This is a genomic window from Liquorilactobacillus oeni DSM 19972 (genome assembly GCF_001436275.1).
Classification (GTDB): Bacteria; Bacillota; Bacilli; order Lactobacillales; family Lactobacillaceae; genus Liquorilactobacillus; species Liquorilactobacillus oeni.
This window is the reverse complement of the sequence record NZ_AZEH01000039.1, coordinates 521,773-539,439: the sequence shown is the minus strand read 5'-3', so window position 1 is coordinate 539,439 and position 17,667 is coordinate 521,773. Positions and strand designations below refer to the sequence as shown.

16 protein-coding genes are annotated in these 17,667 nt (G+C 40.6%); all 16 read left to right on the top strand.

What is annotated here, in order from left to right; translation table 11 throughout:
• Nucleotides 1-229: 229 nt before the first annotated feature.
• The 16 genes from FD46_RS07670 (at nucleotide 230) to carB (ending at nucleotide 17,631) form a co-directional block, all read left to right on the top strand.
• Entirely contained in the window at nucleotides 230-895 is a 666-nt protein-coding gene (locus FD46_RS07670; protein ID WP_057896567.1) for a glycerophosphodiester phosphodiesterase, read from the top strand.
• A gap of 13 nt (nucleotides 896-908) precedes the next feature.
• Nucleotides 909-1,694, top strand: coding sequence for an ABC transporter permease (locus FD46_RS07665; RefSeq protein ID WP_235805602.1), 786 nt, complete (start codon nucleotides 909-911; stop codon nucleotides 1,692-1,694).
• A gap of 14 nt (nucleotides 1,695-1,708) precedes the next feature.
• The gene (locus FD46_RS07660) at nucleotides 1,709-2,695 is read left to right on the top strand and encodes an ABC transporter ATP-binding protein (RefSeq protein ID WP_057896565.1); all 987 of its coding nucleotides are present in this window, start codon (nucleotides 1,709-1,711) and stop codon (nucleotides 2,693-2,695) included.
• The gene (locus FD46_RS07655; protein ID WP_057896564.1) at nucleotides 2,692-3,870 is read left to right on the top strand and encodes an extracellular solute-binding protein; all 1,179 of its coding nucleotides are present in this window, start codon (nucleotides 2,692-2,694) and stop codon (nucleotides 3,868-3,870) included. The genes FD46_RS07660 and FD46_RS07655 overlap by 4 nt, the downstream gene beginning before the upstream one ends.
• Before the next feature lie 5 nt (nucleotides 3,871-3,875).
• Nucleotides 3,876-4,724, top strand: coding sequence for an ABC transporter permease (locus FD46_RS07650; protein WP_057896563.1), 849 nt, complete (start codon nucleotides 3,876-3,878; stop codon nucleotides 4,722-4,724).
• A 4-nt stretch (nucleotides 4,725-4,728) separates the two neighbouring features.
• Complete coding sequence (locus FD46_RS07645; protein WP_057896562.1) at nucleotides 4,729-5,193, top strand: hypothetical protein; 465 nt, start codon at nucleotides 4,729-4,731, stop codon at nucleotides 5,191-5,193.
• Nucleotides 5,174-6,148, top strand: coding sequence for a CehA/McbA family metallohydrolase (locus tag FD46_RS07640; RefSeq protein ID WP_057896561.1), 975 nt, complete (start codon nucleotides 5,174-5,176; stop codon nucleotides 6,146-6,148). The genes FD46_RS07645 and FD46_RS07640 overlap by 20 nt, the downstream gene beginning before the upstream one ends.
• 185 nt (nucleotides 6,149-6,333) lie before the next feature.
• Nucleotides 6,334-7,533 carry a GNAT family N-acetyltransferase gene (locus tag FD46_RS07635; protein WP_057896560.1) on the top strand — a complete coding sequence of 400 codons (1,200 nt, stop codon included), beginning with the start codon at nucleotides 6,334-6,336 and terminating at the stop codon, nucleotides 7,531-7,533.
• Between the two features lie 113 nt (nucleotides 7,534-7,646).
• Nucleotides 7,647-8,093 carry a signal peptidase II gene (gene lspA, locus FD46_RS07630; RefSeq protein ID WP_057896559.1) on the top strand — a complete coding sequence of 149 codons (447 nt, stop codon included), beginning with the start codon at nucleotides 7,647-7,649 and terminating at the stop codon, nucleotides 8,091-8,093.
• Nucleotides 8,077-8,985 carry an RluA family pseudouridine synthase gene (locus FD46_RS07625; RefSeq protein WP_057896558.1) on the top strand — a complete coding sequence of 303 codons (909 nt, stop codon included), beginning with the start codon at nucleotides 8,077-8,079 and terminating at the stop codon, nucleotides 8,983-8,985. The genes lspA and FD46_RS07625 overlap by 17 nt, the downstream gene beginning before the upstream one ends.
• A gap of 156 nt (nucleotides 8,986-9,141) precedes the next feature.
• A complete protein-coding gene (gene pyrR, locus FD46_RS07620; RefSeq protein ID WP_057896557.1) occupies nucleotides 9,142-9,681 on the top strand; it encodes a bifunctional pyr operon transcriptional regulator/uracil phosphoribosyltransferase PyrR in 540 nt (179 codons plus the stop codon).
• A gap of 143 nt (nucleotides 9,682-9,824) precedes the next feature.
• Nucleotides 9,825-11,105: a uracil-xanthine permease family protein gene (locus FD46_RS07615; RefSeq protein WP_057896556.1), complete on the top strand. Its 1,281-nt coding sequence runs from the start codon at nucleotides 9,825-9,827 to the stop codon at nucleotides 11,103-11,105.
• A gap of 19 nt (nucleotides 11,106-11,124) precedes the next feature.
• A complete protein-coding gene (locus tag FD46_RS07610) occupies nucleotides 11,125-12,063 on the top strand; it encodes an aspartate carbamoyltransferase catalytic subunit (RefSeq protein ID WP_083479414.1) in 939 nt (312 codons plus the stop codon).
• On the top strand, nucleotides 12,064-13,362 hold the full coding sequence (locus tag FD46_RS07605) for a dihydroorotase (protein WP_057896554.1): 1,299 nt from the start codon (nucleotides 12,064-12,066) through the stop codon (nucleotides 13,360-13,362). It abuts the gene before it with no gap.
• 2 nt (nucleotides 13,363-13,364) lie between these two features.
• Nucleotides 13,365-14,450 (top strand): carbamoyl phosphate synthase small subunit, encoded by a 1,086-nt coding sequence (locus FD46_RS07600; RefSeq protein ID WP_057896553.1) that lies wholly within the window; start codon nucleotides 13,365-13,367, stop codon nucleotides 14,448-14,450.
• Nucleotides 14,443-17,631, top strand: coding sequence for a carbamoyl-phosphate synthase large subunit (carB, locus tag FD46_RS07595; RefSeq protein WP_057896552.1), 3,189 nt, complete (start codon nucleotides 14,443-14,445; stop codon nucleotides 17,629-17,631). Before FD46_RS07600 ends, carB begins: the two co-directional genes overlap by 8 nt.
• The last annotated feature ends 36 nt before the right edge of the window (nucleotides 17,632-17,667 follow it).

The window sequence follows — 17,667 nt, the reverse complement described above, 5'->3', positions numbered from 1 at the left end:
GAATTAATTAAATTTTTTAAGCTAACTAAAAATATCTTTTATAGACAAACTATTAAGATGATTAAAGAATTTCCTTATTACAAAAGCCCGATTTCTTGTAAATTATAGAACAAATAAACTTGCCAAATTTTATTATGGAATTTTACAAACTTTTTACTCAAATCGTACCTAATTATTTACATTAGATATATATAATCAGAAGACGTACGTACGGAAAAACTAATAAGGGGTGGTTAAAATCATTACAGCACATTCTGGAAGCGATGGTCTTATTCCTAACAGCTTGCAGTTTCTAGAAAAAGCTTCTCAGTGGCCTGTGGCTGCTTTGGAGATCGATGTTAGATGGAATAAAGGCCAAAACCAGTTAATATTGGGACATGATCAGGTTTTTACAGAGGGATTAACGCTGAAAGAAGCTTTTGCGACTTTTAGTCATAGCGATGACAAAAAATTGCTTAACTGTGATCTCAAGGAACCAAATCTGGCAGAACATGTTATTGCCTTAGCTGGTGCGTATGGACTTGATAAGCGTTTAGTTTTAACTGGTGAGCTGAATGCAAGTGAACAGCAGCTTTGGCCTGCGCTAATCTGGCGTAACATTGAAACACTGGCGCCGAAGAACTCTTTTGAACGAATGTTAAAAGACAAACACTTTTTTAAGAAAGTTTTGTTAGAAGCAGTTGATGAAGGATGCCGCTGGCTCAACCTTCCCTTTCAATTGCTGCATCCTGTTAATCTTACATTACTTAAGGCAACAGGGTTAAAACTATCAGTTTGGACTGCAGGAGATGCTGATGAGGTTGATGCACTTCTCTCTTGTGGAGTCAACAATGTCACTACTACTGCGGCAAGCGCTTATTATGAATTTTCGAGGGGAATGGAAAAGCTTGAGTAGGAAAAAACTAATATTGAATTTCCTAGTATTATTTGTTTTTGCTTTCTTTATGTATGGACCATTGTTAAATACATTTATGCTCGCTTTTGCGAATAAATACCAGGCACCGCATGTATTGCCATTAAGCTTTGGCTTTACATGGTGGAAAAATGTCTTTGCGCAAAGCGACTTGCTACAAGCTTTTGTCAATTCTTTCTTAGTGGCTGCTCTTTCGACGTTTTTTTCAATGGTGATTTGTTTGCCTGCTGCTTATGCGATTGCACGATATCACTTTAAGGGAAGAAACCTATTTCTTTTTTCATTTTTACTTTCAAATGCTTTCCCTAAAATTGGACTTTACACTGCAATCGGAATAATTTTTTATAAGATGCAGTTGATGGGAACGTTGACGGGGGTAGTGCTGATTAACATTTTAAACACAATGATCTTTATGATTTGGATTCCTACTGGTGCGTTTCAAAATGTTTATCGTCAACAAGAGGAAGCTGCACGCGATGTAGGAGCTGGACCAATACGGACATTTTTCACGATAACCTTTCCTAGTGCTTTGCCGGCAATCATTGTTGCGGCTATGTACACCTTCTTGGGGGCACTTGATGAATCACAAGGGACCTTGCTGATTGGATTCCCACAAATTAAGACAATGGCTACGGCAATGTATGGCATTATTCTTGATCAAGCTCCGATGGTCGGCGCCATTTTTGCACTGTTGCTAGTACTTCCGGCAGTTTTAATTCTCTGGTTATGTTACAAGTTTTTTGGGAAAAAGTCGTTTCTGCAACAACTATTTATTAAATGAGAGAGTGATGATGCATGACAGTCAAGCTTATGATAGAAGACCTTTCCAAGAAATATGAGAATGGTGATGGTATTCAGGATATCAACCTAGTAGTTAATTCTGGTGAGATTCTGACCCTTTTAGGCCCCTCTGGTTGCGGCAAAAGTACTTTGCTGCGTTCGATTGGAGGATTCGAACGGGTTACTACTGGGAGAATATTGATTGCAGAAAAAGATGTCACGAAGCAGCCGCCAGAAAAAAGATCAACTATCATGGTTTTTCAAGGATACAATCTTTGGGAAAGAATGACGGTGTTTGAAAATCTGGAATTTGGCCTTAAACTCCGTAAAGTTTCAAAATCAGAAAGAAAACAGCGGATCATGGAGATGCTGACGATGTTGGGAATTGAAGCAATGGCTGCAGAATATCCGCAACAGCTTTCTGGAGGGCAGCAACAACGTGTTGCCATTGGACGAGCACTAGTATTACGCCCAGAAATTTTACTTTTGGATGAACCTTATTCTGCGCTTGATGCGAAGATTCGAGTACAGATGCGCGAAGAGTTAAAGAAAATTCAACGTCGTTTGCAGATTACTATTATCTTTGTTACACACGATCAAGAAGAAGCAATGATGCTTTCAACTAGAATTGCCGTCATGAAAAAGGGTGAAATTGTCCAAGTCGGAACACCTAGTGAAATCTATAATGATCCAAAAGATATTTATGTTGCTTCTTTTATCGGTGAAATGAATTTTGTCACCGCAGATACTGACCGAGTTGCTGCTTTCAGGCCGGAAGATGCACATATTACTTCTGCTCAAGAAGCAGGAGAGAATACTTATCATGGAACAGTTCAACAAAGTACACAAATGGGGCACTATTCACAACTAATGGTGAAGCTTGAAGAGCAAACAATCGTTTTATTTGCTGAAAAAGATGCTTTTGAGAATTATCCAGAAGGAACAGATATTTTTTTTGAAGTAAAAAAAATGCAGAACTTTATTAAAGGGGTAGAAAAATGAAATTTTGGAAAAGGGCAACAGCAGCTGCAGCAGGTATACTGCTTTTCGTGGGATTAGCAGGCTGCAGCAATTCTAGTGCAAGTTCAAAGAAGGCAAGTTCAAGCAGTGTCAAACAGACAAACGTTACACTATGGGCAGGCGGCTCGCAAAATGTAAAGGATGGGATGAGCAAGATTGTTTCAGCTTTCAATGCAAGTCCTGAAGGTAAAAAATATCACCTGAATTTAGAGTTTATTTTGTCAGGAACGAGTGCTGCAAGTTTACAAGATCGCTTGGTAGCAGCTAAAAAGGCTGGTCAAAAGAAAACAAATTATGATTTAATTCTTGCATCTGACTCAGACTATGCAGCATACACCCAACTTGGAGGCAAGGGTATTTTTGAAAAATATGACAAGAGTCAAATTTCAAACCTCAAAAATGATAAGGCAACTATTAGTGCTGGTAAGGGATACTTAGTACCATATCGTGGTACAACAGTTGTTTTAGCATACGATTCGGCTAAAGTTAAAAATCCACCAAAGACATCTAAAGAGCTCTATACTTGGATTAAAGCTAATCCTGGAAAATTTGCATATAACACACCAGAATCTGGTGGCGCTGGCGCTGCATTTTTACAAACAGCAGTTTACAACTATCTGCCTAAATCTGCCTTGACTTCAAGTGATTCTAAATGGGCTAACCAGTGGGATAAAGGATTGTCTTTACTGAAATCATTGAACAGCTATATGTACAAATCAGGCGGAAAAGTTGTTTATCCTAATAAAAACCAGGGAACAATGGATCTGTTGGCAAATGGTCAGGTAGAGATGATCCCTGCATGGCAGGATATGACTACAATGGCCTTAACAGCTGGAACTTTACCGAAGACTGTTAAGATGACCCAAATTTCTCCTGCATTTACTGGAAACCTCGATAGTTTAGTTATCCCTTCAATTGGATCTAACAAAAAGGGTGCTGAAGCTGTGATGAACTTTATACTTGGCAAAAAGGCCCAAAATATCTTAGTTGACACGATGGCTGCAATTCCTGTAATCGACCAAAAAGAAATTACATCTGATAACCTGAAATACATTAAGGGATTGAATGCAAAAGACTTCCGCTTTTCTAGTACTGGGGATCTTGCAACACAGCTAATTCAGAAATGGGATTCAGAAATTGAAAATGGAGTAAAATAAATTAAATGAAAAAAAGCGATGATCTAAAGAAAAAATGGGCGCCTTATCTTTATGTTCTGCCGGCATTTTTTCTAATTCTACTTTTGATTGTTTACCCGGTAGTTACATCGCTGAACCTGTCGCTTAGAGATAAGGTTACCTCGCATTTTACGCTGGATAACTACCACTATTTTTTTACTGATCAAGTCCAGCTGAACAATATAGGTTACACTCTGTTTGTTGCAGTTATGACGGTTGTTTTAGCTTTGCTGTTTGGTTTTATGCTGGCCCTTTATATTCGGTTTAACAATAATGGCCTCAGCAAGACAGTGGTTGCATTGACCATTCTTCCGCAGTTTATCCCGGGACTAGTTGCCGTTTATTCGATGATGTTGGTTGTTAGAAATGGTGGCGTCTTAAGTCGTATTGCTCAATCACTAGGTTTTACTTTTAATCCTAATCTGATGTATTCGGCTAATGGACTCATTATGGTAAATCTGTGGTTTAATATTCCTTTTGCTGCGCTGTTGCTACTTGCAAGTCTTGCAAATGTGAGGCAAGCTTCTATTGAGAGTGCACGTGATATTGGTGCTGATAAATGGACTGTTTTGCTTAAAATTATTTTGCCAACAACCTATAAGCAATTTTTTATCGCTGGGGCTTTTGTTTTCATGAGCAATGTGGGTTCCTTTACAACCCCGTTTTTGATGGGCGGAAATAATCCGCAGATGCTAGGAGTTGTTTTGTATAAGGAATTCAACCAGTACTTGGATTATAATAAAGCAGCTGCTCTTTCTGTTATTTTGTTTTTGCTGTGCAGCCTTTCTGCCATTGTGTATGTAATAGTTAACATGCGCAAGGAGAAGTGGAGATGAGAATTTGAGAACAATCTTAACCCGTCAATTTAAACTAGGTCCTCAAAACGATAAGACTACAATTCCTCTGAAATTCGAGCTTACCGGCTCAGTAGGTTTGTTAATTGAGTTTGTTTACGGACCGCAAAATGTGGAACTAGCACGTGCAAAACAGCTGATTGCTGCAGAATTACTTTCAGCTAACCAGTCTGCAACAGTGCAAAATGTAAAGCAATATCTGCCATTGCAAAATCTTGTAACTATTTCAGCTGCAAAAGATGGTCGTTATTTAGGTAACCATCACTACAAAGCACCACAGCAGCAGATTTTACTGTCTCCTGCCCACTCTTCACTGGGATATCTCAAACCTGCCAAAATCAGCGGCAAGTGGCAGATTAGTATGCATCAGCATTGTATTGCTTCTAAGTTAGTCATGGCAAAGATTATTATCAGCGAGTTGGAGGAATACGATGAATTATCACAGTATTGAATGGCATACGCATACAGTTCATAGTGATGCGGATCAAACAGTGGAAGAACTATTAAAAGCTGCTGCAAAAAGTAACTACGAAATTCTAAGCATTTCTGATCATAATACATTGAGTGCGTATGATGAAATTAAGGAAAAAGGATTAACGACTTCAGTTTTTCTGTTGCATAATTCACTTGAATGGACTACTTTTTATGGGCATATGCTGGTCTTGGGAACACACGAGGCACTTAACTGGTATGACGCAAAACCGGCAGATATAGATCTGTGGGTTAAAAGAAATAAAGAAGCAGGTGCAGTTTTAGGCGTAGCACATCCGTTTGAGCTGGGCAGTCCAATCTGTACTGGATGTCATTGGGATTTTTTGGTGAGAAACTGGGACAACTTTGATTTTATTGAAATTTTAAACGGCAACTCTCCCCAAGAACAGTTGTATAACCAAAAAGCGTATGCACTCTGGTCAAAGCTGCTGCAAGAGGGTCACCATCTTGCTGCCAGTTGTGGGCGCGATTGGCATCGCCCTAAAAAAGAAACAGAAAATGTTGCGATTAATTATCTAGGGGTAGAGCAGTTAAATGAAGAAATGATCAAAGACAGTATTCGCAAGGGTAATTTTTATGTGACTTTGGGTCCCAAGTGGGAATTTAATCTTAGTTCGCAAGAAAAACATGAGATTCTTATGGGCGCGACAATTTTACAAGGTACATATCATTTAGCTGTCAAGTTTCAAAACCAAGATAACGAATTAAACAGGCAATTTGGTGAAACTATAAAAAAAATCAAACTGCTGCAGAATGAAGAAGTCGTTGCGGAATTTTCACGTACAAACTTTGAAGAAGAGTTAAAGATTGACGTTGCTCTTACACGTGGCCCTTTTAGAATTGAGGGCTGGGGTTCTTTTAGAGGAATCCCTGACCAACGTTTAGTAATTTCAAATCCGTTTTATGTAGAATAAGATGCGCTTGTCTTCATCAATACTGTTTTTTGAAAGTTTAGTATCCGCAGACAGAGTTAGGGGCTGGATCAAAACTTGGGGTTTTGACCCAGCCCCTAACTCTGTCTTGCAGTATGTGACCTAGCAGGCTCATAGATTTTTAAGTCGCGTTCAGTACTTTGGCTTTTAAGAAAGAAAGGGAAGCAATGAAACCAAAAGAGCTTATTACGACAAAAGAATTTGGTATGTTTTATCATCTCTTCTGCGATGTATTTGAAAAAAATGATACTCCAGATTTACGAAAAATATTTTTTGAGCTGCATGTTCATGGGACTGTTTTGGGCTTCGTACAGGATGAACAGTTGTTGAGCGGGCTTGCTTGGTGGCGGTTTAAAGTTGTTTTCCAAGGCTGCAGGTATAATATGGGGGCAGTCGGGTCAGTGATGACCGCTCCGGCCGCTAGAAAGAAAGGAAACTCAACACTTTTATTACAAAGAGCACTTGAACAGATGGCGGCCTCAGGCATGACGTTGTCATACCTAGATCCATTCTCACATGCTTTTTATCGCAGGCTGGGTTACGGGGCAGCAATCAATCATATGCACTATACGATTGCACCGGAGCAGATCCAGTTGCCGCGGCTTGCTGATGGATTGCAAGAAGCAGCTGTCAGCAGCAGTGTACAAACAGGTTTATTGTCAGAGTATTTAGACAAAGTTGCGTCTTTTTACACACAGCAATTAATACATAAAAGCGGTGGACTGCTGCGCCCCAAATGGTGGTGGCAGCATCTTTGTGCTGAGAGAATTGAAATTTGCTGTTGTTTGAACACTAAGCAACAGCTTGAGGGCTATTTTCTCTATAAAAGAACGAGAAAGTCTTTAATTCTTAAGGAATTGTTGGTTAAGAATGCTGGTGCAGAAAAAAGTTTATTACAGTTCTTGCATATACAGTGGAGGAATATTGAACAGGTGATTTTTGAATCTGACGAACCGGTTTATAGAGGACAGTTGCTGAATGAACCGCTCGCATTAAGCGTACAAGTAAAACCTTTTATGATGGCCCGGATAATCGACCTGCAAGATTTTATTCTGCGATATCCCTTTAAAAATATTAATTTCGGTGATTTTGTATTAGCAGTGAGCGATTCACAGTTGGCACAAAATAATGGTGTATGGCGCTTATGTACTAAAAATGGGCGTATTTCTTTTTTTAAGTGCGCTCTTGCTCCGCAAGAAGCGGATATTAATACATCCATTGCTGAATTAGTACCGCTTTTTTTTGGTCAATATTCTCTTGAGTGGGCAGCTCTTCATCAAAGGATTGTTGTGAAAAGTCTTTTCAAGTCTGTTAAATTACAAGCGGCGTTATTGACAGCGCCTGTTAGTTTTAACGATGATTTTTAAGTGGAAAACTGTTTGGACATAATTTTGATATTTAAGATTAAACCGCAGTGTTGTATAATTAGGTCTTGAAATCAATTAATGTGTCGTGGCACGGGCAGGAGGGTCTTTTAACAGTGATACTTTATTTTCTTTTAATTTTTGCAGTCGTTTTATTGGATCAGCTTGTCAAGTTTTTTGTGGTCAGCAACGTTCCTTTAAACTCAAGTTTTGATTTTATTCCGCACTTTCTTTCAATTGCTCATATCCGCAACTACGGAGCTGCCTGGAATATTTTTACAGGTCAAAAACTTTTTTTATTTTTAATTACTGTCGTAGCCTTATGCATCTTGGGGTATTATTTTAAAAAGTTATGGAAAAATTGGCCTTACGCATTGGGGATCAGTCTGATGATCGGCGGTACATTGGGTAATTTTATTGATCGTCTGCGGATCGGATATGTTGTTGACATGTTCCAGCTTGACTTTATTAACTTTCCAATCTTTAATGTGGCTGATGCAGCATTAAACGTTGGTGTATTGGTTATTTTAGTGACAATGCTGCGAGATGAATTTCGTGGGTGAAAAGAGCAGAGTTACCTTTCAAAAAGGACGGGTAGATAAAATTGCTGCTGAATTTTTTACGGCTCATTCAAGATCGCAGCTCAAGCAGTGGATTTTAGAAGGACACTTGCTGGTTAATGGCAAAGTAGTGAAACCTAATTATCAGGTACAGCCGGCAGACGAACTGGAATTAACACCGCCGCCTATTAAAAGTATCAATTTGCAGCCAGAAGAGATTCCACTAGACATTGTTTATGAGGATCAAGATGTTTTAGTTGTTAATAAACCGCAAGGAATGGTGGTTCATCCTTCGCCGGGCCATCCAGATCATACCTTGGTAAATGCTTTACTGGCACATTCGCCGCTTTCAACGATTAATGGTAAATTTCGTCCTGGAATTGTTCATAGAATTGATAAGGACACTTCTGGGCTTTTAATGGTTGCTAAAAATGACTTTGCTCATCACAGCTTGGCACAACAGTTAAGAGAAAAAAGTAATATTCGTGAATATATTGCATTGGTGCACGGAGTACTGAAAGAAGAAAAGGGCACAATTGATGCACCGCTGGGGCGTTCTTTAAAAGACCGTAAGAAACAGGCTGTGGTTAAAGATGGGCGTGCAGCGCGGACTCACTTTGAGGTTTTAAAAAGGTATAAAAATTACACTCTGGTAAAATGTATCCTTGAGACCGGACGTACTCATCAGATCAGGGTGCACATGAAGTATATCGGCCATCCGCTAGTCGGAGATCCACTTTATGGACCTACGAAGACGATTAAGGGGAATGGGCAGTTTCTTCATGCCGGAAAATTGGGTTTTAAACATCCACGCACAGGAAAAGAATTGATCTTTGAGGTTCCTTTGCCTGCGATTTTTAAAAAAACTTTGAAATTTCTTGACAGAAATGATTAATACTAGTAATTTAATAGTAATGATAGTCCTTTAAAATTAGTCCCGTGAGGCTAAGAAGGCAGTGTCTTTTAGAACTCGGATATTAGACTGTAATCTGCCGCTTAGTCGTTTGACTAGGCGGTTTTTTATTGGACAAAAATTAAAGGGAGTGTTGATATGGCAAAGGAAGTTGTTGATTCAATGGCAATGAAACGCGCTTTGACAAGAATGACTTATGAAATCATCGAAAAGAATAAGGGAATCGAAGATCTTGTAATCATTGGTATCAAGACACGTGGAGTTTATCTGGCAAAGAGAATTGCACAACGTTTGCAACAGTTGGAAGGGGCAAAAGTTCCAGTCGGAGAGCTTGATATTTCGCTTTATCGTGATGATCGGCATGAGATTGATAATCGTACAGACCCCGTTGTTAATTCATCTACACTTGATTTTGACATTACCGAAAAACAGGTAATTTTGGTAGATGATGTTTTATTCACCGGCAGAACAATTCGTGCTGCATTAGATGCATTAATGGATCAAGGGCGTCCGAGAAAGATCAATGTGGCAGTACTGGTTGATCGCGGGCACCGTGAATTGCCGATTCGTGCAGACTTCGTTGGAAAGAACATTCCAACGGCACTTGATGAACAGATATCTGTCTCCGTTGAAGAACTGGATGGCAAGGATACTATTGAGATTCAAAAAATTAAATAGCAGCCGTTTAATTGACTCCAGAGAGAGCAAAAAGGTTGAAAGTATCATTTTACATAATATTTTGTAAGTGATGATTACCTTATGCTGACCTGGATCAATAGCGATTCAGGTTTTTTTATTAGAAAGGGAAGATTAATTTGAAGATGGAAAATAATAAAAAATTCAGAAATGAAGAGGCGATTCTTGATATAGGAGATCGGCCAAGTTTCTCACACTGGCTGGTTCTTTCCATCCAGCATCTTTTTACCATGTTTGGTGCCACAGTTTTGGTTCCGCTGCTGGTCGGTATAAATCCCAGTATCGCATTGTTCAGTTCAGGAGTTGGGACACTCGTTTATATCTTATGCACAAAGGCAAAGATTCCGGCTTATCTTGGTTCCAGTTTTGCATTTATTGTTACGATGCAGGCCCTAATGAAAGCCTATGGGTACCCGGCGGTTGCTCAAGGAGCTATTTCTGCCGGATTGGTCTACGTCGTTGTTTCAGTTTTAATCAGCCGTTTTGGTTCCAGCTGGGTTGATCGAATTTTACCGCCGATAGTTGTCGGCCCGATTATCATAGTAATCGGATTATCATTAGCAACTACCGCTGCCAGTGATGCAATGCTGAATAACTCGCATTATGATCTTCGTTACTTTGGCGTAGCTATTTTTACACTTGTAATTACAATTATTTTTAATATGTTTCTCAAAGGGTTCATAAGTATGATTCCCGTTTTACTAGGCATTATCTGCGGTTATCTGGTGGCACTTTCGGTGGGAATTGTTGATTTGCAAGGTGTTAGTGCGGCTAAATGGTTCTCACTGCCGGCTTTCAGTGTCATGTTCGTTAATTACGACTTCAAGTGGTATCCTGCAGCAATTATCGGAATGGCGCCGATTGCGTTTGTGACGATGACTGAACACATGGGACACATCATGGTTCTTAACAAGTTAACCAAACGAAACTTTTTCAAAGATCCTGGGTTGCATCGTACCTTGTTCGGTGATGGTTTATCATCAGTTATTGCCGGCTTTGTAGGTGGACCTCCAACAACTTCTTATGGTGAAAATATTGGTGTTCTAGCAATGACACGCGTTCACAGTGTCTGGGTTTTGGGGGGCGCAGCAATCTTTGCCCTTGTGTTCAGTTTTGTCGGCAAGATCAGTGCTTTGATTCAGTCTGTTCCCTCACCTGTAATCGGTGGAATTAGTTTCTTGCTCTTTGGAATGATCGCGTCAAACGGGTTGCGGATTCTAGTAGATAACCACATTAACTATGAACGAAAACGCAACTTGATTATCACGTCTGTTGTTTTAGTGATTGGAATCGGCGGTACGTACCTGCAGCTGGGTAAATTCCAACTGACCAGTATCGCGTTAGCAACTCTTTTTGGAATTTTGTTAAACCTTGTTCTTCCGGAAAAAGCAAGCAGTGAAAAGTAAGGAGTAAAAAATGTTGAAAATGGATAGTTTAGTAGCAATGAAACACTTTGTAAGTGTCGAAGATCTTCAAGCTGCACAGGTTCGCTCTTTGATTGCAAGAGCTTCTTTTTTTAAAAATGGCGGAACTGTCCCTCAATTTTCAGAGCCGGTGTATGCTTCAAATCTTTTTTTTGAAAATAGTACACGAACACACTGCAGTTTTGAAATGGCGCAAAGAAAATTAGGGATACAAACTATTCCATTTGATCCTTCGAGCAGTTCAGTGAGCAAAGGAGAAAGCCTCTACGATACGCTTTTAGCACTTAATTCGCTAGGAATTCAGCTAGTTGTAATCCGTCATTCAAAAGTCGGCTATTATCGGCCGCTTATCAATCCTACTGAACACCAGCAGCTGAAGATGGGAATTATAAATGCCGGTGATGGCAACGGACAGCATCCGTCACAATCTTTACTGGATATGATGACAATTTTTGAACAGTTTGGCAGTTTTGCCGGTTTGAAGATTGTGATTGTGGGTGATCTGATTAACTCTCGAGTTGCACGTAGCAATATGGAACTGCTGCATAGTTTAGGGGCTGCACTTTACTTTTCAGGCCCCAGCTGCTGGTACTCTCCAGAGTTTGATGCTTATGGTCAATATTTGACGCTGGATGAAATCATTTCGGAGATGGACGTTGTGATGCTTTTGCGTGTTCAGCATGAACGTCATACAGATGAGAATGGATTTTCAACTGCTGATTATTATGAACACTACGGGATGACCTTAAAGCGTTATGCACGGTTGAAGGATGACGCAATTATTATGCATCCGGGACCAGTTAACCGTGGAGTGGAATTTGCAACAGAGCTGGTCGAAGCGCCAAAATCGCGTTTTACCGCACAGATGAAGAATGGTGTCTTTATGCGTATGGCTATGTTGGAAGCTGTAATCAGAGGCAGACATCTTGGAGGTCTTTAAATGAAAAAAGGCAACAGTTTTTTGTTAACCGATGGACTTGTATATCAAGGAGGTCAGCTGCATCGACTTGATATCTTGGTACAAGACGGCAGAATTTCAGCGCTAGGGGAAAATTTAGATAAACTTTCTCCAGCTGGTGTAAAAAAGTATGATGCAAGTCGAAAACTTGTTTCTCCTGGGCTTGTCGACGTTCATGTTCATTATCGCGACCCGGGATTTACCTACAAAGAAACAGTTAAGACAGGCGCCCAAGCTGCTGCCCATGGAGGATTTACAACTGTCTGTGCAATGCCGAATGTTGATCCGGTACCTGACACACCTGAACGTTTGCAAAAGATGATTAAAAAAAATCATGAAGACGGTTGTGTGCATATTAAACAGTATGCTGCAACTACCCAGGATCGAACTTCTGATAAAGTCAATGATCTATCTGGATTAAAGCGGGCTGGGGCCTTTGCATTTTCAAACGATGGTAATGGTATTCAAAATGCAGAAACGATGTATCAGGCAATGAAGGCTGCTGCTGCTTTGAAGATGCCCATAGTCGAACACATTGAAGATGATTCTTTGAAAAAAAACGGTGTTATGAATGCTGGACGCTATGCTGTTGAACTGGGATTGCCTGGAATGCCAGGACTGAGCGAATCAAGCCAGCTTGCACGTGATTTATTATTAGCACAGGAAACTGGTGTTCACTATCACGCATGCCACCTGTCAACTCGTGAAAGTGTAGCACTTGTACGTTTGGCTAAGGAGCACCATATTAATGTAACGTGCGAGGTAACACCGCATCATTTACTGTTAGCCGATCAGGATATTCCTGCAGACGATGGTTTTTATAAGATGAATCCGCCATTGCGCAGTACGGCCGATTGTGCTGCCCTGTTTGAGGGGCTTTTGGATGGAACTATCGATATGATTGCAACAGACCATGCACCGCATGCTGCTTCCGAAAAAATGGGGGGTATGTGCCACGCTTCCTTTGGTATTACAGGAAGCGAGACCGCTTTTGCTCTTTTGTATACACGCTTTGTCAAAACACAAAGGATGAGTCTTGAACAGTTGCTGGATTTGATGAGCATTAAGCCGGCAAAGTGTTTCGGAATGAACGATGCTGGTGCGCTTTTTCCGGGTAAGCCTGCTGATTTGGCAGTCTTTGATTTGGAACATGAATATGTATTGCAAGAAGAAAGATATTTCTCATTAGGCAAAAATACTCCGTTTACGGGGACAAAGGTTTATGGACAAACCTGTATGACTTTTGTTGCCGGTGAATTGGTTTACAAAAAGGAGGACTGACTTTGAAACGTTACTTGATATTGGAAGATGGCAGTATTTTTGAAGGTGAAGCTTTTGGTGCAAAGGGTGAAACAACTGGTGAAGTTGTTTTTACAACTGGAATGACTGGTTACCAAGAGACTATAACTGATCAATCATACGCTAACCAGATACTAGTTTTTACCAACCCTTTGATCGGTAATTATGGAGTCAACTTGGATGATTATGAATCGATCGAACCCGGCTGCAAGGGAGTAATCTGCCATGAGCTGGCTCGAGTAACAAGTAATTGGAGGAGTCAAGGCAGCCTTGCACAATTCCTAGAGCAGATGAAAATTCCTGGGATTGCAGGAATCGATACTCGTGCATTAACAAAAAGGCTGCGCTTGGCAGGGACAATGAAGGGCAGAATCATCGACACATTAGTAGACACCGAACATGCTTTTTCACAATTAAATGCCACTGTAGTGAACGAGGATCTTGTTGCCAAGGTCTCAACAGTTAAGCCATATCCTAATCCTGGCAGTAAACGCAATGTAGTCGTAATCGACTTTGGTCTTAAGCATAGTATTTTACGGGAATTGGCAAAACGTGATTGCAATACGATTGTTTTACCATATACGGTTACAGCTGAAGAAATTTTTAAACTTAAGCCGGATGGAGTGCTGCTTTCAAATGGGCCCGGTGACCCCAAGCAGCTCCCTGAGGCCGTTAAAATGATCCAAGAAGTAGAAAAGAAATTGCCGCTTTTCGGAATCTGTTTAGGCCATCAGCTTTTTGCATTAGCAAACGGTGCTGACACTTTTAAGATGAAATTTGGCCATCGCGGTTTTAACCACCCGGTCAAGGAAGTAGCGACTGGTAAAATCTGTTTTACTTCTCAAAATCATGGCTATGCGGTTGCAAGAAAATCAGTAAATAACGACTTGTTGAATATAACGTATAGTGAGCTTAACGATGGGACGATCGAAGGTTTGCGTCATAAAAATTATCCCGCTTTCAGTGTTCAGTTTCATCCGGATGCAGCGCCAGGCCCGCATGATGCTGTTGCTATCTTTGATGATTTCATGCATATGATCGACTTAAGAAAGGATGAAGATAATGCCTAAGAGAACAGATATCCATAAAATAATGGTACTCGGATCCGGCCCGATCATTATTGGACAGGCTGCAGAATTTGACTATTCAGGGACACAAGCTTGCCTGGCACTTCGTGAAGAAGGTTATGAAGTGGTCTTAGTTAACTCTAATCCGGCAACAATCATGACAGATAATGAAATTGCTGATCGTGTCTATATTGAACCTCTGACGACTGAATCAGTTTCGCGGATTATTCGCCAAGAGTACCCTGATGCTCTTTTACCAACACTGGGCGGACAAGTTGGATTGAATATGGCAATGTCTTTATCAAAGACCGGAATCTTAGATGAACTTGGGATTGAACTCCTTGGAACCAAGCTCACAGCAATCAATCAAGCAGAAGATCGGGAACTTTTTAAGGAACTGATGGCGCAGCTTCATGAACCGATTCCTGAGTCGCAAACTGTCAATACAAAAGAAGAGGCATTAACTTTTGCAGAAAAAATTGGATATCCAGTAATAGTGCGTCCTGCTTTTACAATGGGAGGAACCGGCGGCGGACTTTGTGATAATCGCAAACAGCTGGCGGCGGTTGCAGCCAATGGACTTGATCTTTCACCGGTTACACAATGTCTGATTGAAAAAAGCATTATGGGATATAAGGAAATTGAGTTTGAAGTAATGCGGGATCATGCTGATAATACGATGGTTGTCTGCTGTATGGAAAATTTTGACCCAGTCGGGATTCATACCGGAGACTCGATTGTAATTGCTCCAACACAAACTTTGACAGACCGCGAGTATCAAATGCTACGCGATGTTTCCTTGCGTCTGATCAGTGCCTTGAAAATTGAGGGCGGCTGCAACGTCCAGTTGGCTCTGGACTCTGATAGTTTCAATTATGATGTTATCGAAGTTAATCCACGTGTCAGCCGTTCATCAGCGCTGGCTTCTAAGGCAACAGGCTATCCCATTGCCAAGATGGCTGCTAAAATTGCAGTCGGGTTAACCTTAGATGAAATCAAAAACCCAGTTACAGGAACAACTTACGCTGAGTTTGAACCGGCACTTGACTACGTTGTCGCTAAAATTCCGCGTTGGCCTTTTGACAAGTTTCCAAAAGCAAACCGTGAACTGGGGACTCAGATGAAAGCAACAGGTGAAGTAATGGCAATCGGAAGGACAGCCGAAGAAGCACTTCAAAAAGCAGTTCGGTCGCTTGAGATTAATGAACATGACTTGTTTTCATCTGATGCACAGCAAGCGAGTGACAATAAACTCGAAGAAAAGCTTGTTCATCCGCAAGATGATCGCCTTTTTTATCTTGCTGAAGCATTCAGACGAGGATACAGTCTCGATGAAGTGCATGAATTAACTAAGATTAACCATTATTTTCTTGATATTGTTAAACATTTAACTGAGTTGGAATTGGAGTTACGTAACCATCCCGGGGAACTTGAAACGCTTAAAAAGGCAAAACGCTATGGTTTTAGTGATTATACTATTGCTAACCTATGGAATAGTTCGCAAGAAGCTGTCCGCAATCTGCGTAAAAAGAATCATTTGCTGCCAGTCTACAAGATGGTTGATACTTGTGCGGCAGAATTTGAATCTCAGACGCCTTATTTTTATAGTACCTACGATTTTGAAAATGAGAGTAAACCTTCAAAGAAAAAATCTATTTTAGTATTAGGTTCTGGTCCAATTAGAATCGGTCAAGGAGTTGAATTCGACTATGCAACAGTTCACAGTGTCAAAGCAATTCAAAAACGCGGATATGAAGCAATTGTGATCAACAGCAACCCTGAAACTGTTTCTACTGATTTTTCGGTTTCAGATAAACTGTATTTTGAGCCTTTGACATTAGAAGACGTTTTAAATGTAATCGATCTTGAGGAACCTGAAGGTGTGATTGTGCAGTTTGGTGGACAGACCGCAATCAATTTGGCTGCTGGTTTGACTGCCCATGGAGTAAAAATTCTTGGTACAAGTGTTAAAGATCTTGATCGGGCTGAAGATCGTGAACTTTTTGATCAGATCATTAATCGTTTAGGACTGAAACAGCCGCAAGGGAAAACAGCGCTGACACAATCACAAGTTCTTGCTGCAGCAAATTCACTGGGTTATCCAGTACTTGTACGTCCCAGCTATGTTCTTGGGGGACGGGCAATGGAGATCGTTAACAATGAAGAAGAATTAGTAACGTATCTGAAGCAAAATGTGCAGGGCACCAGCAATCATCCTATTTTGGTTGATAAGTATCTCGAAGGCAAAGAATGCGAAGTAGATGCAATCTGTGATGGAAAAGACGTTTTGCTGCCGGGTATAATGGAACATATTGAGCATGCCGGTGTTCACTCTGGAGATTCAATGGCTGTTTATCCGCCGCAGTCTTTTTCAAAAGACATTAAAGAACAGATAGTTGCGGCCACACAAAAACTTGCGGTTGCACTGCATTGTATCGGTATTATGAATATTCAATTTATCATCCATGATAATGAAGCCTATGTATTGGAAGTTAACCCGCGTGCCAGCCGAACCGTTCCTTTTTTGAGTAAGATTACTGGTGTAGAGATGGCACAAGTTGCTACTCAGGTTATTTTAGGCAAGTCACTGCATGAATTAGGTTATCAGACCGGACTATACCCTGAGAGCAAGTCAATTCATGTTAAAGCACCTGTCTTTTCATTCAGCAAGTTAGCAGACGTCGATAGTTACTTGGGTCCTGAGATGAAATCAACCGGTGAAGTTATGGGCAGCGATCGAACATTCGAGAAGGCCCTGCTGAAAGCTTTTGCTGGGGCTAAGATGAAGCTTCCGCTTAGCGGCAGTGTTTTGTTGACAATTGATCAGTCAGATAAGGATCTGATTTTACCACTTGCAAAACGCTTCAGTGCAATTGGCTATCGGTTGTTGGCTACTAAAGGCACAGCGGCTTTTCTGTGTGAACATGGACTGCGGGTACAGAAGGTTAATAAGATCGGTGAAAATGACGGAACAAGCAGCAATCTTTTAGAAGAACTAAAAAATGGAAAGATTCAGCTGGTAATTAACACAATGGGACATGATCATGAAGTGACCTCTGATGGTTTTGTCATCAGACAGACTGCAATTGGGCACAATGTACCTTTGCTGACTTCGCTGAATACAGCTGAAGCACTTGTGCGTGCACTTGAAAATCAGACTTTTACAACGGAAGTTTTACACTGACCAGAGAACAAGAAATTGTTTTTGTCAGGAAATTAA

Excerpts from the sequence above, each read along its gene's own strand:
- FD46_RS07660 (WP_057896565.1), top strand. The coding sequence starts at position 1,709 with ATGACAGTCAAGCTTATGATAGAAGACCTTTCCAAGAAATATGAGAAT.
- FD46_RS07655 (WP_057896564.1), top strand. The coding sequence starts at position 2,692 with ATGAAATTTTGGAAAAGGGCAACAGCAGCTGCAGCAGGTATACTGCTT.
- FD46_RS07650 (WP_057896563.1), top strand. The coding sequence starts at position 3,876 with ATGAAAAAAAGCGATGATCTAAAGAAAAAATGGGCGCCTTATCTTTAT.
- FD46_RS07640 (WP_057896561.1), top strand. The coding sequence starts at position 5,174 with ATGAATTATCACAGTATTGAATGGCATACGCATACAGTTCATAGTGAT.
- FD46_RS07635 (WP_057896560.1), top strand. The coding sequence starts at position 6,334 with ATGAAACCAAAAGAGCTTATTACGACAAAAGAATTTGGTATGTTTTAT.
- FD46_RS07625 (WP_057896558.1), top strand. The coding sequence starts at position 8,077 with ATGAATTTCGTGGGTGAAAAGAGCAGAGTTACCTTTCAAAAAGGACGG.
- pyrR (WP_057896557.1), top strand. The coding sequence starts at position 9,142 with ATGGCAAAGGAAGTTGTTGATTCAATGGCAATGAAACGCGCTTTGACA.
- FD46_RS07615 (WP_057896556.1), top strand. The coding sequence starts at position 9,825 with ATGGAAAATAATAAAAAATTCAGAAATGAAGAGGCGATTCTTGATATA.
- FD46_RS07610 (WP_083479414.1), top strand. The coding sequence starts at position 11,125 with ATGGATAGTTTAGTAGCAATGAAACACTTTGTAAGTGTCGAAGATCTT.
- FD46_RS07605 (WP_057896554.1), top strand. The coding sequence starts at position 12,064 with ATGAAAAAAGGCAACAGTTTTTTGTTAACCGATGGACTTGTATATCAA.
- carB (WP_057896552.1), top strand. The coding sequence starts at position 14,443 with ATGCCTAAGAGAACAGATATCCATAAAATAATGGTACTCGGATCCGGC.